The organism is Streptomyces sp. RKAG290, assembly GCF_023701695.1.
GTDB lineage: Bacteria > Actinomycetota > Actinomycetes > Streptomycetales > Streptomycetaceae > Streptomyces.
Genome location: NZ_JAJOZC010000001.1, coordinates 7,678,281 through 7,703,641, shown reverse-complemented (window position 1 = coordinate 7,703,641; position 25,361 = coordinate 7,678,281). Strand labels below are relative to the sequence as shown.

Below are 25,361 nucleotides of genomic sequence, written 5' to 3'. Positions count from 1 at the left end.
CCGCTTGCCGCGCCGGGAAACCGGGGGGGGGGTTCGGCGCGGGCGGGTGCGGGTCAGTCCTCGGTCAGGATGCCTTCGCGGAGGCGGGTGAGGATGCGGCTGAGCAGGCGTGAGACGTGCATCTGGGACAGACCGAGGTGTTCGCCGATCTGGGCCTGTGTCATCTCCTGCCCGAAGCGCATCTGCACGATGGCGAGCTCCCGCTCGTCCAGGGTTGCCATGAGGGGGGCGAGGGAGTGGAGGTTCTCGACCAGTTCCATTCCGGGATCGCAGCCGCCGGTGAGGTCGGCGTGGGATCGCGGTGCTCCGCCTGCGCCGCTCTCGGCTGTGTCGACGGGCACGTCGAGGGAGTCCGCGGTGTAGCCGTTGGAGGCGATGAGACCCTCGGTCACCTCCTCTTCGCTGATCGCCAGATGTTCGGCCAGTTCGGCGACCGTGGCCTCCCGGCCCAGGGCCGTGGCGAAGTCCTCCTTCGCCTTGGCCAGGGTGACCCGGAGCTCCTGAAGGCGCCTGGGAACATGGACGGACCACGTGGTGTCGCGGAAGAACCGCTTGATCTCGCCGCTGATGTAGGGGATCGCGAAGGAGGTGAACTCGACTTCGCGGGAGAGCTCGAAGCGGTCGATGGCCTTGATCAGACCGATGGTGCCCACCTGCACGATGTCTTCCATCTCACCGCTGCCGCGGTTGCGGTACCGGGCAGCCACGAAGTGCACCAGGCTCAGGTTCATCTCGATCAGGGTGTTGCGCGCGTACTGGTAGTCCGCGGTGCCCTCTTCGAGACTCTGCAACCGGTCGAAGAACAGCTTGCTGATCGCTCGGGCGTCCTTCGGTGCGATCTTCTGCGGGTCGGCGATTTCCGGGAGCATCGGCGCCGGGCGGCCTCGGTAGTCGGCGCCTGCATGAATGCGGAGGTCGACATCGCGATCTTTCCCTTTCCCTCTGACGACACGTGAGGTGCGCGCATGCGCGAAGCAGCCACTACCCGGAGCCACCCACTTCATTCCGGTGTGGAGATGAAGTCTTCGTGGTGCTTCACCCATACGCGGCGAAGGCCAACTGGCGGCTGTGCGCGCGACGGACGCAAGAGGGACCGTGCGGCAGCTCCTGTCAGGGCTGCCGGCGACGGATGGAGAGCCGGGACATGCTGTGCCCCTGCCGGGATGGCCGATTCAGCAGGGGGCACAGTCATCTGCTGCTGTGGTCAAGGGATGAGACCGGTGAGGCCGCTTCCTCAGCTCTCCCGCTCGATGCGCTGAGCATGACCTGCATCGTGGCGCACGCGCCAACTCGGGTGGGGCGGGCAGGGTGTGCCGGTGGTCGGCCAGTACGTAGTGGGCGAAGCTCGCCGGACTCGTGCCCATCACGCGACGGCCCACGGTGGTGGTGTCGACGCCGTCGCCGACCGCCGTGACGTCACCGGCGAATTCGTAGCCGGCCTGGTATTCCTCGCCGCTGCCGCCGGCGGTGGGGTCGGCAGCGGCAAGGATCGCAGCGTCGGCGTTGTTCAGCGCCACCGCGTGCGCGCGCACCACGATCTGGCCGGGGTCCGGCTCGGGGAGGAGGACCTGGCGGAGGGCCCCAGTGGGGTCCGGTGCCGCCGAAGAGGGCGGTCGTCGTCGCGGTCCTTGCCGGGTGGCTCCTTCGCGTGGGCGCGGTGTGAGTCAGCGGCTGCTGTGGGCGCGGGGCGCCTGGTACTGGGCGTCGGTGACGTGCTCCAGCCAGGTGGTCTCCGGACGGTCGTCGTCCGGGGCGGTGCCGTCCCACAGTGCGAGGTGCTGCATGAAGCGGTCCTCGGTGGCACCGTGCCAGTGCTCCTCGCCGGGCGGGCAGGTGACGGTTTCACCGGGCTGAGCGGCGTAGACGGTGCCGTCCCGGGTGCCGATCAGGGCGGTCCCGGCGACGACATGCAGGGTCTGGCCGACGGCGTGGTGGTGCCAGGCGGTACGGGCACCGGGGGCGAAGCGCACCATGTTGGCGCGGATGCGTGAAGGTTCCTGGCCGGCGTGGATGACGTCGGACCAGACGTCTCCGTTGAACCAGTCTGCGGGTCCCTTGCCGGTGGGGTGCGGCTTGACGAATTCCATGACGTGCTCCTTGGTGCGTTCGAGGTGGCCGGTTCAGACGGCGTCGGTGTGGGCGAGGGCGCTGCCCAGGGTGCGGGAGGCGGTGGCCTGCGCCGTGATCTCCTGGCCCTTGGCCTGGGCCGTGGGGATGGCGTCGTCGCCCGCGACGAAGCGCAGCGGCGGCTCGTCCAGGTCGGTGACCTTCAACAGGGCGTCGGCGAGCTTGGCCGGGTCGCCGGCCTGCTGACCGTTCATCGACTGCCACATCGCCTTGGTGGTCCTGGTGCGCTCGGCGTAGTCGTCGATCGAGAGCTCCGCCCAGCTGGTGGAAGCGTCCACCAGCAGCTCGGTGCGGAAGAAGCCGGGCTCGACGATGGTGGTGCGGATGCCGTAGGGCTCGACGTCGTGGCGCAAGGACTCCATCCAGCCTTCGACGCCGAACTTGGAAGCGGCGTAGGCGACGCAGAACTCCTGGCCGACCAGCCCGGCGATCGAGGAGATCGTGACGACGTGCCCGCGGCGCCGGGCACGCATGACGGGCAGGACGGCACGGGTGATGTTCATCGGGCCGAACAGGTTCGTCTCGATCTGGGCCCGCATCTGCGCGTCGGAGATCTCCTCGAAGTAGCCGGCCTGGAAGGTGGCGGCGTTGTTGATCAGCACGTCGATGCGGCCGAACCGGGTCACGGCGGCATCGACGGCCACCTGGGCGGCGTCGGCACTCGTGATGTCCAGGGCAGCGACCAGCAGATCTCTCTGCTCACCGCCGAGGGCCTCGAGCACGCTTTCGGGGCGGCGGCCGGTGGCTACGACCTGGTGGCCGGCGGCCAGGGCCTGGCGGGCGATATCGGTGCCCAGGCCGCGCCCCGCACCGGTGATGAGGATGACCTTGCTCATGAGAAGTGGAGCTCCTGCGTGAAGAGAATGGGGTGTCAGTGATCCTGGGGGGCGTCGGCGGACGCCAGGACGGCCTTCAGCTGGGCGGCGGCTCCCATGGCGTTGGGCCAGCCCGCGTAGAAGGCCAGATGGGTGATGGCCTCGCTCAGCTCTTCCTCGGCCAGCCCGTTCTCCAGAGCCAGCTTGAGGTGGAAGCCGAGCTGGTCGGAGCGGTAGAGGGCGATCAGCGCGGCTACGGTGACCAGGCTGCGATCCCGCGGAGAGAGCCCTTCGCGTTCCCAGACGTCGCCGAACAGCACCTGGTCGGTGAGGTCGGCCAGCTTGGGCGCGACGTCGCCGATGGCCTGCTGCGCTGCGGATTGCTTTTCCGGCACGATGCTCTTTCCTTCCGTTTCCCCGTCGCCCTTTCCGGCGTAATTCCAGGTTCGCACTCATGCATGTGTCCGTGCAGAGGAGAGTTTTTTCCTGGGAAGAAACATCCTGGGAAGAATCCTTCCCCCTCACGGCCGGCACTTCCGCTGCCACACTGGGGGCATGAGTCCAACACCGCACCTGAACGAGCTGGGCGAGTTCCTCAAGGCCCGCCGCGCCGAGCTGAGTCCCCGCGCCGTGGGCCTGCCCGACAGCGCGGGCCCACGCCGAGTCGCCGGGCTGCGCCGGGAAGAGATCGCCCAGCTCGCGGCGATCTCCACGGACTACTACACCCGCCTGGAGCAGGGCCGACTACCCGCCTCGGCACCGGTACTGGAGGCGGTGGCACAGGCCCTGCAGCTGGATGACGACCAGCGGCGCTACCTGTTCAGCCTGGCCGGCAAGGAGACCGCGAAGCCGCGCCGCAGGGCCCGGCAGAGGGTACAGCCGCAGCTGCGCAGGGTCCTGGACGACCTCACTTCCACGCCCGCCGTCGTGATGGGCCGCCGGATGGACGTCATCGCGTGGAATCCCCTCGCAGCGGCCCTCGTCACCGACTTCGCCGCTGTTCCGGAGAAGCACCGCAATTACGTACGCATTCTTTTCACCGACCCGGCGATGCGTAACCTGTACGCCGACTGGAAAGGCGTCGCCCGCACCGCGGTCGCACAATTGCGCATGCAGGCGGCGAAGTATCCGAACGATCCCCGTCTGACCGCTCTGGTCGGCGAACTGTCCGTCCAGGACGAGGACTTCCGTCAGTGGTGGGCCGCGCATCACGTCGCCACGCTCAGCGTGGGGACGAAGGTCCTCAACCACCCGGTCGCCGGCGAGCTCTCCCTGGACTGGGACACTCTGACCGCCAGCACCGACCCGGATCAGCAGCTCGTCGTATGGACGGCCGAGGTGGGCACGCCCACCCACGACGGCCTGCGCATCCTCGCCTCCTGGGCGGCCGGCCGGCACCGGGCCACCGCTGAGCCCGCCGAATAAGCATCCGGTGGTCATTCGCCGCCGGACTGCTGCCCGGTGGCTCTCGGCGCCGACGCGGGGCGTTGCGTCGGTTGAGGCGCGCTCATGCCGAGCAGCAGCAGGGCGTCGTGGTCAGGGGTGCCGGGGCGGTCCGCGTGCGGGGGGGCGCGCAGACAGCGGCCCAGCTCGGCGCCCTCGCTTTGCGCGCTCTCGGATGCTTGACTCCAGTCTGGCCCGACGAGCACCTGGGGCGCGGGGCGAGGAAGCCCCGATGGCTCCTGAAGAGCCCGCACTGCCGCATCGGCGCGATCCGGGCGAAGGTGCAGGAGACAGACGCCGGCACCCCGGTCGCCCGACCGCGCCGCAGCAGGCCCGACCTGCCGGACCGGGCGAGAGTGAGGTGCCGGGTAAGCCACGCTGCGGAGAGGACGAAATGCGCTACATCAACCTGCGTGACCTCGAGGTTTCCCGGATCGGCCTCGGCGCGATGGGTATGTCCCACGGCTACACCGGCTCCGGCACGGACGACGCGGAGTCGGTCAGGACCGTGCACCGGGCGCTGGACCTGGGCGTCACACTCATCGACACCGCCGAGATCTACGGCCCCTACACAAACGAGGAACTGGTCGGGAAGGCTCTGAAGGGGCGCCGGGAGAAGGTGGTCCTGGCCACGAAGTTCGGCATGGTCTCCCACGCCGGCGACGGCGCCTGGAATCTGGACTCCGGCCCGGCCAACATCCGCACCGCCGTCGAGGGTTCCCTCACCCGACTGGGCACCGATCACATCGACCTGTACTACCAGCACAGGGTGGATCCGGCCGTGCCGATCGAGGAGACGGCCGGGGCGGTCGCCGAGCTGATCGCCGAGGGCAAGGTGCGCGCCTTCGGCCTCTCGGAGGCCGGTCCGGACTCGATCCGCCGCGCCCACGCCGTACAGCCGGTCACCGCGGTGCAGTCGGAGTACTCCCTGTGGACCCGGGGGATCGAGGAGCGCGTCCTGCCCGTGCTGCGGGAGCTGAACATCGGCCTGGTGCCGTTCTCCCCGTTGGGCCGCGGCTTCCTGACGGGCACTCTCCGATCCACCGACCAGTTCGACGCATCCGATTTCCGGCGTGACAACCCGCGCTTCACCGGCGAGAACTTCCAGCGCAACCTCGCAATCGCCGACGATGTGCAGGCCCTGGCCTCAGAGGTCGGCGCCACGCCCGCGCAGGTCGCCCTCGCCTGGCTGCTCGCCCAGGGCGACGACATCGCACCGATCCCCGGCACCAAGCGGGTCAGCCGCGTCGAGGAGAACTCCGCCGCCGATGCCGTGACGCTGACCGGTGAGCAGCTGGACAGGCTCAGCAGCCTGCCGCCGGCCGCCGGCGACACCCACACCGAGGCCCAGGCACAGATGCTCGAACGCTGATCACGCGTCGCCACCCTGTCGATGACCCAACCCGCGAGTGCCCGTTCCCTCGCATGCCGACGGCGGCGGGCGCACAGGCGTACGCGCACAGACCAGCACGGGCTCACCTGGGCGGCCTCGTCCGGCGCACCAAAGCCCCGCCGCCTGTGGGCACTTGCATGCCCACAGGCGGCGGAGGTCGTTGCCACGCCTGCACACCACAGGGAGCGGCCACGTATGGCGGGGCGTGCTCGGTCATCCACCCCGCCATGCTGAGACGCTGACTCCGGGCCCAAGCGTTGGCCTGGCGCACGCCAACGCGGCGTCCCTCAGACCTTTTCGGACCATTTCAGCGGCGCACCGAGGCCACCGCTGACCAGCCGACGGCCCGCGTACCTGAGGCAGGACGCGCGGGCACTTGGAGGGGCGCTGCCCCAAGGCAGCGCAGCGCGGGCGCGCTCTGGTGCGGTCAGTGCTCCGGTGTCAGGACACGCGTTGCCCGGCCGGGGCTCCCGGCAGCTACGGCCGCAGCCCTGACGCCCCCGGTGACGGCGGCCGGCACCCTCACGCTCTTGGCGATGGTGGCTGACAGCCGGACGGTCTCGGCGGTGGTGGCCGGCGGCCTGACGGTCTCGGCGGTGGCGGCCGGCGGTCGGGCGTTTTCGGCAACGGCCGGTGGATGGGTGCGGTAGCGCGCGATGTCGCCCGGCGGTACCAGCGCCGTCAGCAGGGGCGCCCACAACGCCGGCACCTGGTCGCTGAGTCGCGGGAAGCGCACAGCGGTTCCCGCAAGTACTCCGATACCGCACACCATCGCGGACAGCAGTGTCTCGGGCCCGTTTTCCGCCCCGCGATCCTGCAGCGCACCCGCCTCGCGGGCCTGCCCCAGGAGCCGCAGCACCTCGCTGATCCACACCTCATGGAAGTCGGCGCCCGGGGACTCCCGGCCGGTGCACTCGTTGGTGATCCGGAAGCTCGCCCTGATCACCAGGTCGTCCTGGAGCATCCGGGCCAGCCAGTGCGTCATGTCGATGAGCACCTGCACCGGCGGTACACCGGCCTCCTGGTGTTCCCCGACGAACTCCCGCAACATGGCGCGGCCCTGCTCCTGCACCGCCTCGGCAAGGCCGTCCTTGGAGGCGAAATGAAAGTACAGTGCCCCCTTCGTCATGCCCGCGACCCCCGCGATCTGCTCCAGCGTGGCATGGGCGTAGCCGTACAGGTTGAACATCTCCGCGCCCGCGTGGACCAGCCTCTGGCGAGTCCGCTGCGACCTGGCCTGCATCTTGAGCCCCCTTCTCCTTCAACCAACCCGGCCGACACGGACACCGCCGACGGGGCGCCATCCATCCGGCACTGCGGGTTCGGACATGAGAACTGACCGCCGCGGCCGCCGAGGTCCGGCAGACCGCTCGACATCCAACTCGCCCACGCGAAGGGGGCGCAGCCCCTGACAGACGCCCGACTCCTTGCTGCGGCGCCCGGAACGGTGCAGCGGCGGCATGAACCGGTCTTGCGTGTTTTCGTACGAACACCAGCGGCTGTACGGCGCGCTCAACCTCCGGGTGTGCACGGGCGTGACCTGATCGGCGCGCTGAGCCGGCAAGGCCGGAACTGGTGGCGGCTCGGCCGCTGTCGGCGTCGCCGCGAGCCCGTTCTCACGGATGGCCGGCCCGCCCGGTACGTCGATACCCACGCCGCCTCCCCCTGTCCGTGAATGAGTCGTGAGCCACTCCGAAGCACCTTGAGTAGAAAACAGGACGCACGGTTTGTCAATACCAAACCGTGCGTACTGTTTTGTTTGACTCACGTCCGACATCGCCCTCGGCGCCTGAACTGGGCTATTCACCAATCCCCCACACGACGGGACCTTAGGCGCCAAGGCCGGCGGGAGGGGATCGGCCGGAATTCGGCAACATCCCGCGCCTTGCGGTGCCTTCAAAACAGCATGATCAGACTGTTATCCGAGCGGACGGGACCACCGCGCGGGGGTGCCACCCGGCCGGGGCGAACTGACCGGCACCGGCTCCCGTCGACTCGCCAGCCCCGGCAGCACCAGATCCCAGAATCCGGCGACCGTCTCCCCGGACAGCCATCCGCGGTCGTCACCGCCGAGCACCTCCAGGCCCACGGTCACCGCCACGATGGCGGGCGAGGCGTCATGCGGGGACACCCCTTCGGCCAGTCGGCCCTCCGCCTCAGCGCACCGCAGCATGTCCTCGATCCATCGCTGCCACTCCCGCCGGAGCCAGAACTCCTGCCCCCGGGCGGCGTCACCGCCCAGGCCGAAGCCGGCCCGGACCACGATGTCGTCGGCCAGGGCGCGCATCAGCGCATGCGTGGTGTCCACGAGCGCCTGCAGGGCGCCACCCGGCCCGACCGCCCCCTCCTCGGTGATCCGGCGTACGGTCTGCGCCGCTTCGTCCTCGACGGCCTGGGCCAGCGCCCTCTTGTTCTCAAAGTGGAAGTGCAGCGCGCCGTTGCTCACCCCGGCCCGGCGGCTGATCGTGGCGAGCGAAGCGGGTGCGAAGCCCTCCCGCGCGAACACCTCGGCGGCTGCATGGATCAACGACCGGCGCGTGCGCGCCGCACGGTCCTGCTTGACCATCACATGTCTCCTGAATACGCGACTCAGCGGCAAGGCCCCCGACGGAGCGCTCCCATCGCACCTCGTCGTTCCCGGACCGCCGGGGCGGAGCGGCCGGCCCTGCGATGCCGGGCCGGCACACTCACCGCCCGGTGCGGCGAACGGAACACGGCACTCCGCCGCTCCCCGCAGGATTGCACCCGTCGGCGCACAGCGGACGCGCCGCCCTGGCCTCTGCTGCGCGACCAGGCTTTTCCCAGCGCCCCCAACTCGCAGGCCGGGACCCCCGACACGCCGCCCCCGAGCCCCGCGAGGCAGCCCCACCCGGGACCGCCACAGCCACCCGGCTTCCAGCCCTTCTCGATGCCACCTCCCCGCAGCAGTCCAGACTAACAAACCACCATCGCGGTTTTCTGCCCTGCGGTCTGCCCCACCTGCGACGCCTCCCCCGCCCGTCGCGCTGTCGCGAGCTGCATAGCGCCCCTCAACACCCGCTCTCCGCCCTGCTGCACGACTGGGCGGTCCTGCACCTCCCGCCCGCCGTCGCGAGCCGGCCCGGTTCCCCGCGAGGGCGAGAGCAAAGCCCTGAGTTCACCCCCCGCCCACCGGCCGCGCTTGACCCGCACCCCCTCGGCCGCCTCACAGCGCGATCCACCCACGACGGCCCGCTCCGCTCGCCACACCCTCCAGCCGCAGGTTCGAGCGGCGTCTACGCGAGTGGCGCCCGGGCGCCGAACAGGGGGAACGAAAGCCGTATCGCGGGGAAATCGGTACTCGCGGTGCCGGTTCCAGCTAGTGTGAGGGAACGGTAGAAATTAAACCGGGTGGTATGTATCTTTGGGTGTCCCGCGAGGGGTTCAACGAGATTTCGTCACTGTCGTTTTGGGGGAAAGATGACTGCGGCAACGACCCAGCCTGCTCACCCGCTCACGAACGCCATATCCATGCAGGACGCCCGGACAGCTCCGCCGGCCGCGCCCCCGCTGTTCCGCTTTCCGTCGCTGACGACCACGGTGCCCAAGGAGTTCGTGCACCGGGCGGCCGTGGCCGAGGTGATGCTCACCGACTGGAAGCGTGAGGACGACACCCACTTCAGGGTGGCGGCGCAGTGGCCCCGCGGACACAGCTTCTTCAGTCCCATCGGCGCACACCACGATCCGCTGCTGGCAGCCGAAACGATCCGTCAGGTGGGATCGCTCCTCGCGCACGCGGAGTTCGATGTCCCGTTCGGCCATCAGTTCCTGATGTGGGAGCTCCAGTTCGCGGTCGAACCCGACCGCGTCCTCATCGGCGAAGCGCCGGCCGCCCTCGACATCCACGTCACCTGCACCGAGGTGAAACGGCGCGGCAGCGCCCTGGCCGCACTGCGCTACGAGGCAGTGATCCACCGTGACGGGCAGCCGGCCGTGCACGGAAGCGGCGCCTACACCTGCACCACACCGGCGGTCTACCGAAGACTCAGGGGGAACCGCTGCACCCCCAGAGCCCCTCTCTGCTCCCGCTCACCGCTCCCGCCTCGCCCCAGAGCGTCGGACGTATGTCACCGACCGACGTGGTGCTCTCCCCCACCGGCCGGGCCAACTGCTGGCAGCTGAGGGCCGACACCCGCCACCACGTCCTGTTCGACCACCCCGTCGACCACGTTCCGGGCATGGTGCTCCTGGAAGCGGCCCGGCAGGCAGCGGCAGCCGCCCTCGACAACTCCGCGATGCTGCCCACCGCCATCGCCAGCGAGTTCCACCGGTACGTCGAGCTCGACGCCGCCTGCATCATCGAGGCACAACCCCTGCCCGCCGCCACGGCCGGCGAACAGTCCGTCCTGGTCACCGGCCACCAGGACGGGAACGCGGTGTTCACCTCCAAGGTGACAGCACTGCCACCCCAGCGCTGAACCGCCCCGCCCGCGCCTTCGCCCCTCAGGACACCACCACAGGGGCGAAGGCTTCGGCATGATCCGCGGCCCATTCGCCGAACGACCGGGCAGGCCGGCCCGTCACGTCAAGAACACCGCTGCCCACACCCGCCTTTGCCCCCTCGCGCTGCCGCCCCGCACTGCTCAGCAACGCCTGCACCAACTCCGCCGGATAGCGCCGCAGCAGTGCTGCACGCGCCTGTGCCGGCGTCAGCTCCTCGAACCGCAGCGGCACTCCGAGCACCTGGCCCAGCACCCGGGTCTGCTGCACCGCGCTGATCGCCTCGGGCCCCGTCAACGTGTACGCCATGCCCCGGTGTCCCTCTCCCGTCAGCACCCGTACTGCCACCTCCGCGATGTCACGCGGATCGATGCACGCGTTCAACGACGACCCGTACAAGGCCCGCACCACACCCTCCGCGCGCACCGGCCCCGCCCACGACAGACAGTTCGACATGAACGAACGGGGCCGCAGCAGCGTCCACTCCATCCCTGACGCCCGCAGCAACCCCTCACTGACGCGCTGCCAACGGGTAACCAGGTCATCGGCCCGCGCGTCGGCGACCGAAGCCGCCGACAGCTTCACCACATGACGCACCCCCGCCGCCCGCGCGGCCCGGAGGAAAGCCTCATCCTCATCGCCACCCACCCGGCCCGTGACGAGAAAGACCTTGCGTACCCCCTCGAGCGCCACAGCCAGCGACTCAGGATCGCCGTAGTCCCCCGCCACTACCTCCGCCCCTGGCCGCACCGCGCCAACCCCCGCCGGATTCCGCGTCATCAGACGCAACGGCACGCCCACCGGGAAACAGCGGACCACCTCCTGCCCCACCGTCCCAGTCGCACCGGTCACCAGAATCACGCCGCACTCCCCACCGCCCGAACCCGCCGGGCAACTTCGCAAGACCCATCACAACCCCACACGCCGCAGCCCCGCGGACCACAACGCCGCAGTCCACAGCGCCGGCCGCCCCCTCGGGCCGGAACGCCCGCCTGCGGGCTGTCCCGCAATCCCCGGCGGGACAGCCCGTAGCCGTCTGGATCGATCATGACGTACCCCCATTCGCTCGGGGCAACGATCGCTGTAAGATACAAACTAGCCGGTTTTTTTCATGCACGATTTTCCATTGACACATCAACCATGTAGGTGGAGGAGGCGAGAGTGGCGAAGCAGGACCGAGCCATCCGTACACGCCAGACGATCCTGTCGGCAGCGGCCAAAGTGTTCGAGAATTGCGGATATCAGGCAGCCACCATCACCGAAATCCTCAGCGAGGCCCATGTCACCAAGGGGGCTCTGTACTTCCACTTCCAGTCCAAGGAAGAGCTGGCCCAGGGCGTACTCAGTGAACAGGACCAGCACCTCACCGTTCCCGACCGCCCCTGCAAGACACAGGAGATCGTCGACGCCATCCTGCTGCACGCCCACCGCCTGCAGACCGACCCGATGGTCCGCGCCGGAGTGCGGCTCTCCCTAGACCAGCAGGCTCACGACCTCGACCGCAGCGGCCCGTTCCGCAATTGGGGCGAAGTGCTGAGGACCCTCCTCGAAAAGGCTCAGGCCCAGGGAGAACTCCTCCCCCACATCCAGCCGCAGGAGACCTCCGACGTCCTGGTGGGAAGCTTCGCCGGCGTCCAGGCGATGTCGCAGGCCCTCACCAGCTACGAGGACCTCGCCGAACGCGTCGGCTCCCTGCTGCGTCACCTGCTCCCCAACGTCGTACTCGCCTCCGTGCTCGCCTCCGTTGACCTCACCCTCAGCCGGGGTGCCCGCGTCTTCAACGAGCTCACCGCACCACAGGCACCGCAAGTACCCACCCCCGCGCCCCGCACCCGAACTCCCGCCCGCACGGCCTGAGGGCCGTCCCGCAATTCCTGGCGCACCGCCCTCAGACCACCGTCTCCAACGGCAACAACCCGGACGCCGAAGCCGCACCCCCCACCACCGAACCCCCGCCCGCGTCCGGGTCGGCATGCACGCCGGCGCTCCCGTCAGTGTCCTCGCCCGGGTCGGAACCTGCCTCCGCGCCTGCGCCGGCGTCCACGCCCCCGTCGGTGCCCGCGTCCACCTTCGCGTCACCCCTCGCGCCGCCGGCGCCGAACAGCGCCGGCAACGCCTCGGCCAGGGGCGCGCCCCCGTCCGACGCCCAGCACACATACCCGTCAGGACGTACCAGCAGCGCCGCACACCCCACGGCGCGCACCGGCCGGCAACGCACCACCCGCAACGACCGTGCCCACGCCTGCGCCGTCTGGGCATAGTGCTCCGTCCCGTCGCCGAGAAGCAGCAGAACCGGCTCAACGCCACTCCCCAGCACGCCGATCACATCCGACGGACCCTCGCCCGTGACCAGGTCGACGCTGTCCAGGAACCTTCCCTCCCACGAGGAACGCCCACGGACGCCTGCCGGGAGCACAGTGTCCTGGGCGCTGATCATCCCGGCCAGGAAGTCGTTGCCGCCGTCCGACTCCACGAGCTCCGCGACCAACGCCCGCAACGAATCCACCTCGGCCCCCGGACGCATCAACGCGACCTGCGCACGCGTGTTGTGGATGACCCGCTCAGCAGCCGGCCGTCGCTCGGCACCATAGGTGTCGAGCAGCTCGTCATCTGCCGCGCCCCGCACCACCAGGGCGAGCTTCCAGCCCAGGTTCAGCGCGTCCAGCACGCCCGTACTCAACCCCTGCCCACCGACCGGGAAATGAACGTGCGCGGCGTCCCCGGCCAGGAACACGCGTCCCGCCCGGTACGTGCGGGCGAGCCGGGTGAAATCGCTGAACCGGCTCAGCCACCGGCCGTCGCTCAACGCAATGTCCCGTCCCGCAACCCTGGACACCTCCTGGCTGAACTCGTCCACTGTCAGCGGCAGACGGCGGTCGGCAGACGAATCCCCCCACACAAGCGTCTGCAGCACGGTACGGCCCTGCGATCCACGCTTCGCCACCAGCCACCCCCGCGGAGTCCGGTGCCACCCCACTTCCACCTCCGCACCCTCCGCAACACGCACCGCGCCCATCGTCGCGGACACTTTCGGCGCACCGACGTCCGAACCGATCCCCGAAACCTCACGGACCGTGCTGCGCGCCCCGTCCGCCCCCACCACATACCCGACGCACCACACCTCACGGCCACCCCGCGGGCCGGCCACACTCACCCGCACACCGGTCCCGTCCTGGGCCAGCCCGGTCATCCGACACCCACGCAACACCCGCACACCGGCCGAGCGCGCACGCCCCTCGAAGAGTCTCTCGAGCTCGATCTGAGGCATCTTCAGAATCGGGACCGGCTCCCCGTCAGGCGCGCTGATCGACAACCCGCCGATCCCCGCGAAGTGAAACGGCATCGCCCGCCCCTCGACAGCCCCGGACCCGGATACCGAAGCCATGCCCTCGGACGACCCGGCACCCCACCCCGGCACCGTTCCGGGTCCGGGCCCTGCGGGCATCGACCCGCGCACCGGGCTTGCCCCCGATGCCGGCGGAAAGACGTAGCCACGCCTCGCCAGACACTGCACCGCCCGCGCGTGCAACGTCGTCGCCTTCGGCCTCCGCGAAGCCGCCAATCCCGGCTCCACCACCACCGTGTCCACACCACCCGCGGCCAACTCCGCCGCAAGCAGCATCCCTACCGGCCCGCCCCCACAACCAACACCTGCGCATGCAACCCACCCATCAGTCCCAGCCTCCCCCTCGACCATGCGGGAACCCCGCCCCACACAGAGACCCGTTCTCCAAAAAATATACCGGTTGGACGGTTCTTTGCAACGCTCTTCGGCATCACACCGGACAACAAGCCCCACCACACCCGCACACGCCGAACAACAAACCAGACAAAACCGCGGACAACCAGCAACCAGGACACCCGGAAAGCCAACAGCGCAGTCTGTTTACGGGGTTTCTCAGGGGACGAGCAGGGTCTTGATCATGCCGTCCGCCTTCTTCTGGAACGTCTCGTACGCCCGGGGCCCTTCTTCTAGCGGAAGATGGTGGGTGGCGAAGGTGTCCACACCGAGCGGGTCGTCCTCGTGCAGCAGCGGCAGCAGCTCGTCGATCCAGCGCCTCACGTTGGCCTGCCCCATACGGAGTTGGATCTGCTTGTCGAACATGGTGAGCAGCGGCATCGGGTCGGCCGATCCGCCGTACACGCCTGAGACGGAGATCGTGCCGCCCCTGCGCACCAGGTCGATCGCTGTGTGGAGAGCCGTGAGGCGGTCGATTCCCGCTGTCTCCATCAGACGCCTTGCGACAGCGTCCGGCAGCAGACCGACGGCCGCGTGGGCCGCCTTGGCGACCGGCGCCCCATGGGCCTCCATACCGACTGCGTCGATGACCGCGTCCGTACCGCGCCCGTCGGTGAGGTCGCGAACGGCGTCGGCCAACTCCTTGCCGCAGCGGCGCAGGTCGAGACAGGTGGCGCCGTACGCGCTCGCTCGGGCGAGGCGTTCGGGGACAAGGTCCACGCCCACGACGAGTCCGGCGCCACGGTGGAGCGCGATCCGTGCGGCCATGGCGCCGATGGGGCCGAGACCCAGAACGGTGACGCTGCCGCCGGGCGGGACGTCCGCGTACTCAACGGCCTGCCAGGCCGTGGGCAGTACGTCCGACAGATACACGAACCGGTCGTCCGGCGGCCCGTACGGAACCTTGACCGGCAGATCGTTCCCGAAGGGAACCCGCAGGTACTCCGCCTGGCCGCCGGGCACCTGTCCGTAGAGCTTGGTGTACCCGAACAGGGACGCCCCCGTGCCGTACTCGCGCACCTGGGTCTTCTCGCACTGGGAGTGGAGTCCCCGGGCGCACATGAAGCAGTGGCCGCACGACACGTTGAAGGGCACCACCACCCGGTCCCCGGGGCGAAGAGCGGTCACCTCCGGCCCGACCTCCTCCACGACACCCATCGGTTCGTGCCCGAGGATGTCGCCGGGGTCCAGGTACGGCCCCAGCACCTCGTACAGGTGCAGGTCCGACCCGCAGATACCGGTGGAGGTGATCTTGACGATGACGTCCGCCGGATCCTCGATCCGCGGGTCCGGAACGGTCTCCACCCGCACGTCCCGCTTCCCCTGATAGGTCAATGCGCGCACGGTTCTCCACTCCCTTACGCTCCGCGTCGGTGACTCAGCAACTCAGTGACTCGGTGGCCGCATCTCACGTGTTGAGCGAGTGAGTGCGGAGGCCGCAGGGCGCTCCTTGCGAGACGGAGAGCCGAGGCCAAGTACCGGACGGCCTTGCGGCTCGCATCTCCATTTGCCAGGAGGCGCCGCTCGGCGCTGTCCGCTCTCTCCATCGAGTGTGGACCACTTCATACTCTGCGGCCAGAAGGGAGATGACTGGGTCCTGCGTCCGGTTCTCCCCGGCGCCGCCCTGCGCATGAAGGAGCGCAATGTGTGGCGGGGACTGACGCGCCAGGCAGAACCGCAGGACAGGGGGCAGAATTGCAGGTGCGGACGGCGAGTCCGTTGCAGTGCCCCCGCGTGGCCGGCCGGAGTGGATCTCGCAACCGGCGGCACGAGGCTCGTGGAGGAGACGACAGAAGGGCATCGGCGCCAGCCGGAGCCTCGGTCACGAGATCCGGCGCAGCAGCGCCGGCGCGGTCGACGATCCGAGGAGAACTATGGCCGTCCGGCATCACCTCATCGACCGTCCGCCGACCGCTGTGTGGGCCGTGCTGGAGGACGAGACCCTGTACGGCGAGTGGGTGGTGGGGACCTCTCGGTCCCGCCGGGAGCAAGGCGACTGGCCCGAGGTCGGCTCGTCGATCACCTACACCCTTCGCATGGGGCCCAAGGAGTTCACCGGGCACACGGTCGTCCGGCGTATCGACAAACCGCGGACGCTGGAGCTGGAGGCCGAAGGCGGCCCATGGGGCTCGGCCCGCATCGCCTTCGACATCCGCGCCTGGGGTGACGCGACCCTGGTGATCGTCGACGAGCATCCCTTGCGGGGCCTGGGCGCCACACTCCACAACACCCTCCTCGATTCGGTACTCCAGATCCGTCACCGCACCATGCTGGCGCGACTCGCCCGGCTGGTCGAACGCGTGACGGCCGGACATCCGGACGCCGGAACGCGTGCCGTCAGGCCGGCCGAATAGTCCCGGGTTCCTTCTCGGGCGGAGGGCGAAGCCATGATCGACGCGGTAGTCATCGGAAGCGGTCCCAATGGCCTGGTCGCCGCTAATGTGCTCGCCGACGCCGGATGGACGGTGGAGGTCCTGGAGGCGCAGGACGAACCGGGGGGCGCGGTCCGCAGTGACCGGGAGGTCCATCCCGAGTACGTCAATGACGTGTTCAGCTCGTTCTACCCCCTGGCTGCCGCCTCTCCGGTGCTGTCAGGGCTGGATCTGGGCCGGGAGGGGCTCCGCTGGAGTCACGCGCCCCATGTCCTCGCGCACCCGCTGCTCGACGGCAGTTGTGCCGTACTGGACCGAAACCGGTCCGTGACCGCCGCAGGGCTTGATGTGTTCGCACCCGGCGACGGTCGGAGCTGGCTGGCCCTGTGCCGCATCTGGGACCGTCTGGGCGACGACATCGTCAATGCTCTCTTCTCGCCCTTCCCGCCCGTCCTCGCCACGGGCAGACTGACAGCACGGCTCCGGGCGGCAGGCGGGCTGAGACTGGCCCGCAGCCTTGTGCTGCCGGTGCGCAGGCTCGGTGAGGAGGAGTTCACCGGCGAGGGCGGGCGCCTTTTGCTGGCGGGCAACGCCCTTCACGCGGATCTGGCTCCTGAGGCCGCCGGCAGTGGCGGTTTCGGCTGGCTGATGTCGATGCTGGGGCAGTTTCACGGCTTTCCCGTTCCGGTCGGGGGCGCCGGTGCTCTCACCTCGGCACTGGTGCGGCGGCTGCAGGCGCGCGGGGGCCGCGTGCGGTGCGGGCAGCGCGTGACCGAGGTCGTCGTACGGCAGGGGCGTGCCATGGGTGTGCGTACCGCGTCCGGGGATGCGGTACCCGCCCGACGTGCGGTGCTGGCCGATGTGTCCGCCCCAGCCTCTACGGGGCGCTCGTCCCCCGGAACATCTGCCGTCCCGGCTCCTCGACGACATGCGGCGGTTCCAGTGGGACTACGCCACGTTCAAGGTCGACTGGGCGCTGAGCGGGCCGATCCCGTGGACCAGCCCGGCGGCTTCCGCGGCCGGCACCGTTCACCTGGCAGAGGGTGTCGACGAGCTGACGCGCTGCGCGTCCCAGATCGCCCGCGGTCTCGTGCCGGACCGCCCGTTCCTCCTGCTGGGGCAGATGAGCACCGCGGACGCGACACGTTCTCCGCGGGGCACCGAGTCGGCTTGGGCCTACACGCATGTGCCCCACAAGGTGAAGGCGGACGCCGGTCCGGACGGTCTGTCCGGTGGGTGGGGCACCGCCGAGCGCGAACGGATGGCAGATCGCGTGGAACAGCAGGTGGAGCGCTATGCCCCGGTTTCCGCAGTCTTGTGCGAGCCCGGCGGATCCTGGCGCCCCCTCGTTCGAGGCGGCGGACGACAATCTCTACAACGGTGCGATCAACGGCGGCACGGCCTCGCTGCACCAGCAGTTGGTGTTCCGGCCGGTGCCGGGCACGGGCCGGCCCGAAACCCCGGTGAAGAGCCTGTACCTGGCTTCGGCATCCGCGCATCCGGGCGGCGGGGTGCACGGTGCACCGGGTGCCAATGCCGCCCGGGCCGCGATCCGTTCCACCCGGGGCACCGCTGCCGCGCTGACCGCCGCCCAGCGGCTGCTGGCCCGTCGCGGACGCGACGGCAGCGGCCCGACCGCCTGATGCCGGACAATCCACGTCGAGGAGTTCCGTTGAGTGCTGACCAGCACGTTCTGCGAGGCCGTACCGCTGTGGTGACCGGCGCCGCCCGAGGAGTGGGAGAGGCAGTCGCCCGCAGGCTGGCCGAACGGGGAGCCCATGTGGCACTGCTCGGGCTGGAGGAGGAGGCGCTGGCAGCGGTAGCCGCCGGTCTTCCCACCCCGTCGCACCACTGGCACGTGGATGTGACGGACGATGCCGCGATGGCGGAGGCCGCTGAGGCGATCCGTGGCCGACTCGGCCGCGCGTCCATCGTGGTGGCAAACGCGGGGGTCGCCGAAGGCGGACCGTTCGTCGAATCCGACCCCGACACCTGGCGTCGCGTGATCGAGGTCAACCTCGTGGGAAGCGCCGTCACCGCGCGGGCCTTCCTGCCCGACCTGCTCGAAACACACGGCTACTACCTGCAGATCGCCTCCCTGGCGTCGATCGGCGCGGCACCGTTGATGAGCGCCTACTGCGCCTCGAAGGCCGGGGTCGAGTCCTTCGCCCAATCCCTACGCGCCGAGGTCTCCCCCCGGGGTGTCGGCGTGGGAACGGCCTACCTGAACTGGACCGACACCGACATGATCCACGACGCCGACCAGCATGAGGTGCTGCGCCGTCTGCGGGCGAAGATGCCCCCTCCGGCCCGGAAGGTCTACCCGGTCGCGCACGTGGCCGGAGCGCTGGTGGGCGCTGTCGAACGTCGTGCGCCGACGGTCTACGTCCCCAGGTGGCTGCAGGGCGTGCAGGCGGTACGCGCACTCCTGCCGGGACTGGTCACCCGGTTCTCCCGGCAGGAACTGATGCGCTCGGAGTTCTCCGCGACGGGCCTCCTGGGAGCGGGTGGCCGGGCCGCAACCACCAACCGGGACGTGTGACTGAGCGCGCCACTCCGTCGCGCGCATGCGTATGGCCCGGCATCGATGCCGGGCCATACGCATGCGCGCGGGAGTTCGGATTTGCCGCAGCCCTGCCTTTCGGTGGTTTCCGCGTGCCACCGTCAGCGCTTTCACACGTGCGGTTTCCCGCAGGCTGTCCGCCTGCGGTCCATGCGGCCGCGCCCGATATCCGGTCGCCGCCTGGGCGTGAGCATGCGCCTCCTCATGCCCGAATTCGGTCTCCGTGTATTACGGAGGTTCGGTCTCCCTGCATTCCGGACGGCACGACGACTACCAGTAGTGTCGGCGGCCACCGACGGCGTGACCGGCTGCTCCCAGAATCCAGAGGGCGGCCCCGATGACGAGCAGAACGATCCCGATGGTCCACAGGATCGAAATTCCCGCCACGAAGCCTACGACGAGCAGAATGATGCCGAGGACGAGCATGGTGTCCTCCATTTTCGCTTGACAATCCACGACCAGCTTAGACGCTGACCGCACCGGGCGGATTTCTTGAACAAATCCAAGCGAATCTCACGCCCTCATGTCCTCGTTCGCGTACTGGGTATTCCGATCACCGCCAGCACCGCCGACCTGACGGATACGAGGAAATGCGAGATCGGCGGTGACCTCGACCATACGAACAGGTTGCCGGCACAGCCCTGTCAGCGGTCCCCGCCAACACTCTCCGGAGACCGGCCCACGAGGTGTGCCCGTGGAGGCCGGTCCCGGTCAGTCCTGAGTGAGCATGCCGTCGCGGAGCTTGGCGATGATGCGGCTGATCAGGCGTGAGACGTGCATCTGCGACACACCCAGATGTTCACCGATCTGGGACTGGGTCATCTCCTGGCCGAAACGCATCTGGATGATGGAGCGCTCACGCTCGTCCAGCGCGTCCATCAGGGGGGCCAGGGCGTGGAGGTTCTCGACCAGTTCCATAGCGGGGTCGAAGTCGCCCGTGACGTCGGCGTGCGTGCGCCCACCCGTGCCGGGGTTGTCGTTCTCGGAGCCGCCGACGGGCAGGTCGAGGGAGCCGGCGGTGTAGCCGTTGGAGGCTATGAGCCCCTCGACGACTTCTTCCTCGCTGATGTCGAGGTGCGCGGCCAGTTCGGCGACCGTGGCATCGCGGTCCAGCTCGGTGGCGAGTACTTCCTTCGCCTTGGCGAGAGTGACCCGCAGTTCCTGCAGCCGGCGCGGGACGTGGACGGACCAGGTGGTGTCGCGGAAGAACCGCTTGATCTCGCCGACGATGTAGGGAATCGCGAAGGAGGTGAACTCGACTTCGCGGGTGAGCTCGAACCGGTCGATGGCCTTGATCAGTCCGATGGTGCCGACCTGGATGATGTCTTCCATCTGGCCGTCGCCGCGGTTGCGGTAGCGCTTGGCGGCGAAGTGCACCAGCGACAGGTTCATCTCGATCAACGTGTTGCGTGCGTACTGGTACTCCGCGGTGCCCTCTTCCAGGGTCTGCAACCGGTCGAAGAACACCTTGCTGATCGCGCGGGCGTCCTTCGGCGCGATCAGTTGCGGATCGTCGATCTCCGGGAGCGCCTCCGCGCCGGCCGTCGTACCCGGTGCCTGCACTGACGCGGATATGGACATGGTGATCGTTCCCTTCGTCCGACAGTCCCTACGGTTCCGTACGCGCGAAACGGCGCGTACCCGGGTCTTCGGCCCCCACACCCACTCATGGACAAGAACGTTGAAGTTTCTGCTTTCTGACGCGGCGAAGGCCCGAGGAAGCGAGCCCCTTGGGACGGAGTCGACACCAGGGGCAGGTGGGGCGGGCAGCCGTTCGGCCGGGCCCCGCCCGTGGGTTGTGCTGTTTCTCCAGCTGGGCCGGCGGCAGCGGTGTCGGCGGGACGGCCCTCCCGTGGGGACTGTCAGACCAGCGGGAGGAGTGCCGTGATCTGCTTGCCGTCCGGGCGCGGAGTCACAGCGACATGTCGGGCCAGGCGGCAGATCAAGGGCCAGCCGAACCCGCCTACCAGGCCCCGTCCCCGGTCCGCGGGATCTGTCACCACCGGCAGTTGCGTGCTGGCATCAGCGACATCCAGGAGAAGCCCGTCGTCCGTGAGGGCGGCGGCGAAACCGGTCAGGCCGCCGCCGTGCCGAATCGCGTTGGTGACCAGTTCCGATGTCACGAGCAGCACGTCGGCCAGCCTCACCTCGTCGACCTCTACGGCCTTCAGCTCGCGGAACCGCGTGATGACCAGCGCCTCCACCCGGCTTCGGGCCTCGGCCGCCGTGGCCGGCAGGGCCAGGCGCGCGCCAGGTGGAGTGTTCGCCGGGGCCGCGCCGGGGGTCACACCACTGTCAGGAGCCACGCTGTTGTCAGTCATTGCGTAGTTCGCCTGCCCTCGCACGCTTGCCGCACACCACACACCAGCCATTTCGGAAACCGTAGTTGGGGCACTCGGCATGCTATTCACCCTGCACGGCCGCATCCACGGTCTCGGCGTGTGTGAATGCGCCCATGGTGCCCGTGACCTCGAACAGCCGCCGTACCTGTGTGGGTAGCGGACCGGCCAGCACGAGGGTTTTTCCTGCTTTTTCGTAGACAGGCCGGACATTGAGAAGGACATGCAGGAAGGTGGAGTCGACGAATCCGGTAGCGGACAGGTCGAGCACCGTGCGCCCCGCTTCGTCGGACTGGGCAGCCCTCTTCAGGATCTCCCGCAGGAGGGGCAGGTCCGCACTGTCCCCGTCCTGCACCCCGCGGACACGCACCAGCAGGGCACCGGCGATTGTCTCGGCCACCACCGAGCTCTCGTGCGACATCATCCGGGTATCTTCACACAAGTCTGCGCACAGGAATCAAGGCCCACTCCACCCTCCGCCCACGACGGCCCGGAGCGTTCTGCGAGCGGGTCGCCGCGCCAGGGTCGAGCCCGCCTGACGTGCGACGGCGTGCGCGCCGAGTCGCATGTGTGAGGTACCCGGTCCGCCCCCTGTGCCGACATGAAGCGGCGCCGTCGACGGTGTGATGTGGCAGCGGCAGCCGGTTCCGTACCCTGGGGGCATGCGTATGCGTCCCACTCTGAGCTGGGCCCCGACGGAGGACCTGCCGCCGGGCACCACGGATCCGGCGCCGGTCGTCGACGCGCTGAGCAGCGGCAGTGTGCTGGTGCTCAGCGGGGCGGGCATCTCCACGGAGTCGGGCATCCCCGACTACCGGGGCGAGGGCGGCAGCCTGAGCCGGCACACGCCGATGACCTACCAGGACTTCACCGGCGGTGCCCAGGCCCGGCGGCGGTACTGGGCGCGCAGTCACCTCGGATGGCGCACCTTCGGCCGGGCCCGTCCCAACGCCGGGCACCGGGCCGTGGCAGCGTTCGGGCGACACGGCCTGCTCTCCGGCGTGATCACCCAGAACGTCGACGGCCTGCATCAGGCCGCCGGCAGCGAGGATGTCGTGGACCTCCACGGGAGCCTGGACCGGGTGGTGTGCCTGTCCTGCGGTTCCTTCAGCCCGCGCCGAGAACTCGCCCGGCGGCTGGAGGAGGCGAATGCGGGCTTCGGACCTGTTGCCGCCGCGATCAACCCGGACGGAGACGCCGACCTCACCGACGCACAGGTCGGGGACTTCCGCGTGGTGTCCTGCACCGTCTGCGGCGGGGTCCTCAAACCGGACGTGGTGTTCTTCGGCGAAGCCGTGCCCCCGCAGCGGGTCGAGCACTGCCGCGAGCTGGTCCGTGCGGCGGACTTCCTGCTGGTCCTGGGTTCCTCGCTGACGGTGATGTCCGGGCTCCGGTTCGTTCGCCAGGCGGCCCAGGCCGGAAAGCCGGTGCTGATCGTCAACCGGGACCCGACCCGGGGCGACCGGCACGCCGTCACCCGGATCGCACTGCCCCTCGGATCAGCTCTGACCACCGTGGCCGGCCGACTGGGCATCCCCCTCGACGACGAGACGGCGGGACCTGGCTAAGGGCTGTCCCGGCCACCCAGGTCCAGGCGGTCAAGGGGCCCGGCTCCGTGTCGCCGGGCTGCCCGCACTGCCTGCGGCTCTGTCCGCCGTGAACGACGCTCTGAGCAGGGCTCCCCGCCCGGTGCGGTGACCGCGCCCGCGCCGCCCGCGCCTAGGGTCAGTCGCCGTCGCGGCGGGCCGAGCGGGCCTTGAGGACGAACGGGAGGAGGAACCAGGCCGCGGCGAACCACGCCATGACCGCACCGACGAGTACCTCCGCCAGCGTGTCGGTGAGTACGGTGTGCAGCAGGAGCAGGAGCGTGCACCCGATGGTCAGGGCGAGCAGCACCATGCCGCACACCATGAACCGGCCCGCCACGGCGACCACTTCGTCCTTCATCTGGGACCCGGCGAGGAATCGGTGCAGCGCGACGGGCGCTATGAGCGCCCCGATGGCGGAAGCTCCGAGAACCACGGTGACCACGTAGACGCGGTGGTCGAAGTCGCCCAGGCGTTCAAATCTCTGGGTGAAGGCGACGCTGAGCAGGAAGCCGAAGAGGATCTGAATGCCGGTCTGCGCGACCCGCGTCTCCTGAAGGATCTCGTTCCACCGGCGGTTGACCCGCTCCCTGGGGTCCTCCTCGGACGACCCCGTCGGGCTCCTGTCGCTCTCGCCGTCCGCCCGGGGCTCACTCTCCCGGTTCACGCGGTCCGGCCGGGGCACGATCGGGCCGGCTGCCTGCGGTCTGCCGCCGTCGCTGTCCAAGGGCGCGGAGTCCAGTGACTTCATGACGCCTCCTCTCATTGCCACCCATGTGCCCTCATCGCACTCGCTTACGCCACGCGCCCTCGCGCGCATGCCGCAACGAGCGACGTCACGGGGGGTATCCGGAACGCGCGGACGGTTCAGCGGGGGGAGGTCACGGGGTGGCCACCGCGGGTCCGGTGTGGGGCGGGGCGACCCTTACGGCGATCATGGCGACATCGTCGGTGCCGTCGTCCACGAGTCCGCTCAGGAGTTCGTCGCAGAACGTGGCCAACGGCTCGCGCGCCAGGGCCGCCGCGTGCTGCCGGAGCCGGGCCAGACCACGGTCCAGCCCTTCGTCCCGGCGTTCGACGAGACCGTCCGTGTACAGGAGCACGGTGGAATCGGGCGGAAGACTCTCGATGTCGGCGGGCCGGTGCCCGTCGGGGTCCATTCCGAGCAGCATGCTCCGGCCCCCGGTGAGAAAACGGGTCTCCCCTTCCTGCGTCACCAGCAGCGGGGCCGGATGCCCGGCCACCGCGTAGTGCAGCTGCCACGGCTCGTCGGCGCCGAGTCGCTCGACCAAGGCGTAGATACAGGTCAGCGTCTGATGGGGATACAGAATCTGATGCGCCGCGTCCAGTCGCGCAAGGATCTTGCCGGGCGGTTCCTTACGGTCGCAGGCGATGCCCCGGAGCATGTTGCGCGTCTGGCTCATCATGACCGCGGCCCGCAGGTCGTGCCCTGCGATGTCGCCGATGATCAGTGTCATCGCGCCGTCCGGCAGCACGAAGGCGTCGTACCAGTCGCCGCCCACGCGGGCGTTGGCCACCGCGGGCTGGTACCGGGCGGCCAGTTCGAGCGGCCCGTCGTCGGGAAGTTCGGGCAGCAGGGAGCGTTGCAGCCGCTCCGCCGTGCGCTGTGCCTCGGCGTGCAGGCGCGCGTTGTCGATGGCCAGGGCCACCCGGTGGGCGAGGTCCTCGACGAGCGGAAGGCTGTCCTCGGTCAGGGCGGCCTCACGACGTGTACGTGCCAGGGTGAGCACGCCGAACACCTGTCGCCGTGCCCTGAGCGGGGCCACCACGGCCGTATCGGCGCTCAGCCGCTCGAAGAGTTCCTGCTCACGGGCGTGCAGGGGGTCATGGGGATCAGGGGGCGCGGCGAAGTCGGTGAGCAGTACGGGGCCGACGCCCAGAAGGGCACGCGCCCCGGCTGCGGCGGAGCCCTTGGCCGGCGGCAGGAGCCCCTCGTACAGACCGGGTGACGTCCCCTCGGCCTCACGGTGTTCGACGACGATGCGGTGCAGCTCTCCGTGTTCGTCCAGCAGGTCGACCGCGCACCAGTCCGCCAGGCCGGGAACGAGCGTACGACAGAGCCGACGGAGCCCCGTGTCCACGTCGAGGGTGCTGGCCAGGGCCTCCGTCACGTTGATGAGCAGTGTGAGGCGGTCCAGGGCGTGCTGCACCTCCGCGTCGATCTCACGGTCCGTGTCGTCCGTCTCCCGTCCGGACCCCGGCCCGTCAGCCGGTTCCCGGGCATGCCGGTCATCGCGTTCCGAGCGCATCCCGGCTCCTCGTCTCCGTTGCGCGTGACTGCCGACTCCAGGGACACCGCCTTCGCATTCTGCAACACGGCGCCCGGCCAGGCATGTCGGGAGAGGGACCGCGGCTCCTCCGCCCTTCAACCACCGGTCGGCCGTGCTTGCCCCCCGGGGTGCCCCGAGCGGCGGGAGCCGTGGCATACGCGCTCCGCACCCACGGGCGACGGGTGCCGCGAAACTCCTGCTCGACGCAGCCCTGCCTGGAAAGGAAAGACCGCCG

General features: G+C 69.6%; 25 protein-coding genes and 1 pseudogene. 10 read left to right on the top strand and 16 right to left on the bottom strand.

The annotated features are described in order from the left end of the window. Positions 1 to 53 precede the first annotated feature (53 nt). From LNW71_RS34100 to LNW71_RS34080, 5 genes are all read right to left on the bottom strand, one after another. Entirely contained in the window at positions 54 to 869 is an 816-nt protein-coding gene (locus LNW71_RS34100; protein WP_250971709.1) for an RNA polymerase sigma factor SigF, read from the bottom strand. Positions 870 to 1,172: 303 nt separating this feature from the next. Beyond that, a complete protein-coding gene (locus tag LNW71_RS34095) occupies positions 1,173 to 1,517 on the bottom strand; it encodes an alcohol dehydrogenase catalytic domain-containing protein (protein WP_250972247.1) in 345 nt (114 codons plus the stop codon). A gap of 147 nt (positions 1,518 to 1,664) precedes the next feature. Then, positions 1,665 to 2,087, bottom strand: coding sequence for a cupin domain-containing protein (locus LNW71_RS34090; RefSeq protein ID WP_250971708.1), 423 nt, complete (start codon positions 2,085 to 2,087; stop codon positions 1,665 to 1,667). 33 nt (positions 2,088 to 2,120) lie between these two features. After that, on the bottom strand, positions 2,121 to 2,963 hold the full coding sequence (locus LNW71_RS34085; RefSeq protein WP_250971707.1) for an SDR family oxidoreductase: 843 nt from the start codon (positions 2,961 to 2,963) through the stop codon (positions 2,121 to 2,123). Between the two features lie 35 nt (positions 2,964 to 2,998). Next, positions 2,999 to 3,337: a carboxymuconolactone decarboxylase family protein gene (locus tag LNW71_RS34080; RefSeq protein WP_250971706.1), complete on the bottom strand. Its 339-nt coding sequence runs from the start codon at positions 3,335 to 3,337 to the stop codon at positions 2,999 to 3,001. Positions 3,338 to 3,497: 160 nt separating this feature from the next. On the opposite strand from LNW71_RS34080, the gene LNW71_RS34075 reads away from it, so the two are divergent. Together LNW71_RS34075 and LNW71_RS34070 are read left to right on the top strand one after the other, a co-directional pair. Then, positions 3,498 to 4,367 (top strand): helix-turn-helix transcriptional regulator, encoded by an 870-nt coding sequence (locus tag LNW71_RS34075; protein ID WP_250971705.1) that lies wholly within the window; start codon positions 3,498 to 3,500, stop codon positions 4,365 to 4,367. A gap of 412 nt (positions 4,368 to 4,779) precedes the next feature. Continuing rightward, the gene (locus LNW71_RS34070; protein ID WP_250971704.1) at positions 4,780 to 5,757 is read left to right on the top strand and encodes an aldo/keto reductase; all 978 of its coding nucleotides are present in this window, start codon (positions 4,780 to 4,782) and stop codon (positions 5,755 to 5,757) included. A gap of 448 nt (positions 5,758 to 6,205) precedes the next feature. Here LNW71_RS34070 and LNW71_RS34065 read toward each other — a convergent pair whose 3' ends face one another. Beyond that, positions 6,206 to 7,021, bottom strand: a complete 816-nt coding sequence (locus tag LNW71_RS34065) for a ScbR family autoregulator-binding transcription factor (RefSeq protein ID WP_250971703.1) — start codon at positions 7,019 to 7,021, stop codon at positions 6,206 to 6,208. A gap of 675 nt (positions 7,022 to 7,696) precedes the next feature. Further along, positions 7,697 to 8,344, bottom strand: coding sequence for a ScbR family autoregulator-binding transcription factor (locus LNW71_RS34060; RefSeq protein WP_250971702.1), 648 nt, complete (start codon positions 8,342 to 8,344; stop codon positions 7,697 to 7,699). Positions 8,345 to 9,216: 872 nt separating this feature from the next. Here LNW71_RS34060 and LNW71_RS34055 point away from each other — a divergent pair. Together LNW71_RS34055 and LNW71_RS34050 are read left to right on the top strand one after the other, a co-directional pair. Next, positions 9,217 to 9,918, top strand: coding sequence for a ScbA/BarX family gamma-butyrolactone biosynthesis protein (locus LNW71_RS34055; RefSeq protein WP_250971701.1), 702 nt, complete (start codon positions 9,217 to 9,219; stop codon positions 9,916 to 9,918). Further along, positions 9,861 to 10,214, top strand: coding sequence for an AfsA-related hotdog domain-containing protein (locus LNW71_RS34050; protein ID WP_250971700.1), 354 nt, complete (start codon positions 9,861 to 9,863; stop codon positions 10,212 to 10,214). Before LNW71_RS34055 ends, LNW71_RS34050 begins: the two co-directional genes overlap by 58 nt. A gap of 25 nt (positions 10,215 to 10,239) precedes the next feature. On the opposite strand, the gene LNW71_RS34045 is transcribed toward LNW71_RS34050, so the two are convergent. Then, a complete protein-coding gene (locus LNW71_RS34045; protein ID WP_250971699.1) occupies positions 10,240 to 11,097 on the bottom strand; it encodes an SDR family oxidoreductase in 858 nt (285 codons plus the stop codon). Between the two features lie 300 nt (positions 11,098 to 11,397). On the opposite strand from LNW71_RS34045, the gene LNW71_RS34040 reads away from it, so the two are divergent. Then, a complete protein-coding gene (locus tag LNW71_RS34040) occupies positions 11,398 to 12,093 on the top strand; it encodes a ScbR family autoregulator-binding transcription factor (protein ID WP_250971698.1) in 696 nt (231 codons plus the stop codon). Positions 12,094 to 12,124: 31 nt separating this feature from the next. Here the strand turns inward: LNW71_RS34040 and LNW71_RS34035 are convergent, their stop codons facing one another. Both LNW71_RS34035 and LNW71_RS34030 read right to left on the bottom strand, forming a co-directional pair. Beyond that, on the bottom strand, positions 12,125 to 13,858 hold the full coding sequence (locus LNW71_RS34035) for an FAD-dependent monooxygenase (protein ID WP_250971697.1): 1,734 nt from the start codon (positions 13,856 to 13,858) through the stop codon (positions 12,125 to 12,127). A 276-nt stretch (positions 13,859 to 14,134) separates the two neighbouring features. After that, a complete protein-coding gene (locus tag LNW71_RS34030) occupies positions 14,135 to 15,319 on the bottom strand; it encodes a zinc-dependent alcohol dehydrogenase (RefSeq protein WP_250971696.1) in 1,185 nt (394 codons plus the stop codon). Between the two features lie 530 nt (positions 15,320 to 15,849). Here LNW71_RS34030 and LNW71_RS34025 point away from each other — a divergent pair. The 4 genes and pseudogenes from LNW71_RS34025 (at position 15,850) to LNW71_RS34015 (ending at position 18,889) form a co-directional block, all read left to right on the top strand. After that, entirely contained in the window at positions 15,850 to 16,329 is a 480-nt protein-coding gene (locus tag LNW71_RS34025) for an SRPBCC family protein (protein WP_250971695.1), read from the top strand. Positions 16,330 to 16,362: 33 nt separating this feature from the next. Continuing rightward, positions 16,363 to 17,316, top strand: a pseudogene (locus LNW71_RS37130) (phytoene desaturase family protein); the annotation flags it as partial. 326 nt (positions 17,317 to 17,642) lie between these two features. Beyond that, the gene (locus LNW71_RS37125) at positions 17,643 to 17,990 is read left to right on the top strand and encodes a hypothetical protein (protein WP_374119548.1); all 348 of its coding nucleotides are present in this window, start codon (positions 17,643 to 17,645) and stop codon (positions 17,988 to 17,990) included. A gap of 29 nt (positions 17,991 to 18,019) precedes the next feature. Then, positions 18,020 to 18,889, top strand: a complete 870-nt coding sequence (locus LNW71_RS34015; RefSeq protein ID WP_250971694.1) for an SDR family oxidoreductase — start codon at positions 18,020 to 18,022, stop codon at positions 18,887 to 18,889. 291 nt (positions 18,890 to 19,180) lie between these two features. Here the strand turns inward: LNW71_RS34015 and LNW71_RS34010 are convergent, their stop codons facing one another. The 4 genes from LNW71_RS34010 to LNW71_RS33995 all read right to left on the bottom strand — a co-directional run bounded on the left by LNW71_RS34010 (position 19,181) and on the right by LNW71_RS33995 (position 21,673). Beyond that, positions 19,181 to 19,336 (bottom strand): DUF6131 family protein, encoded by a 156-nt coding sequence (locus LNW71_RS34010; protein ID WP_250972246.1) that lies wholly within the window; start codon positions 19,334 to 19,336, stop codon positions 19,181 to 19,183. Positions 19,337 to 19,621: 285 nt separating this feature from the next. Beyond that, positions 19,622 to 20,491, bottom strand: a complete 870-nt coding sequence (locus LNW71_RS34005) for an RNA polymerase sigma factor SigF (protein ID WP_250971693.1) — start codon at positions 20,489 to 20,491, stop codon at positions 19,622 to 19,624. 281 nt (positions 20,492 to 20,772) lie between these two features. After that, positions 20,773 to 21,282 carry an ATP-binding protein gene (locus LNW71_RS34000; RefSeq protein WP_250971692.1) on the bottom strand — a complete coding sequence of 170 codons (510 nt, stop codon included), beginning with the start codon at positions 21,280 to 21,282 and terminating at the stop codon, positions 20,773 to 20,775. A gap of 31 nt (positions 21,283 to 21,313) precedes the next feature. Beyond that, a complete protein-coding gene (locus tag LNW71_RS33995) occupies positions 21,314 to 21,673 on the bottom strand; it encodes an STAS domain-containing protein (RefSeq protein ID WP_250971691.1) in 360 nt (119 codons plus the stop codon). Positions 21,674 to 21,911: 238 nt separating this feature from the next. Here LNW71_RS33995 and LNW71_RS33990 point away from each other — a divergent pair, with 238 nt between their 5' ends. Continuing rightward, a complete protein-coding gene (locus tag LNW71_RS33990; RefSeq protein ID WP_250971690.1) occupies positions 21,912 to 22,817 on the top strand; it encodes an NAD-dependent protein deacetylase in 906 nt (301 codons plus the stop codon). A gap of 157 nt (positions 22,818 to 22,974) precedes the next feature. Here the strand turns inward: LNW71_RS33990 and LNW71_RS33985 are convergent, their stop codons facing one another. Both LNW71_RS33985 and LNW71_RS33980 read right to left on the bottom strand, forming a co-directional pair. Beyond that, positions 22,975 to 23,586, bottom strand: coding sequence for a DUF6328 family protein (locus LNW71_RS33985; RefSeq protein ID WP_250971689.1), 612 nt, complete (start codon positions 23,584 to 23,586; stop codon positions 22,975 to 22,977). Positions 23,587 to 23,716: 130 nt separating this feature from the next. Continuing rightward, on the bottom strand, positions 23,717 to 25,105 hold the full coding sequence (locus tag LNW71_RS33980) for a GAF domain-containing SpoIIE family protein phosphatase (protein WP_250971688.1): 1,389 nt from the start codon (positions 25,103 to 25,105) through the stop codon (positions 23,717 to 23,719). Positions 25,106 to 25,361: the final 256 nt, after the last annotated feature.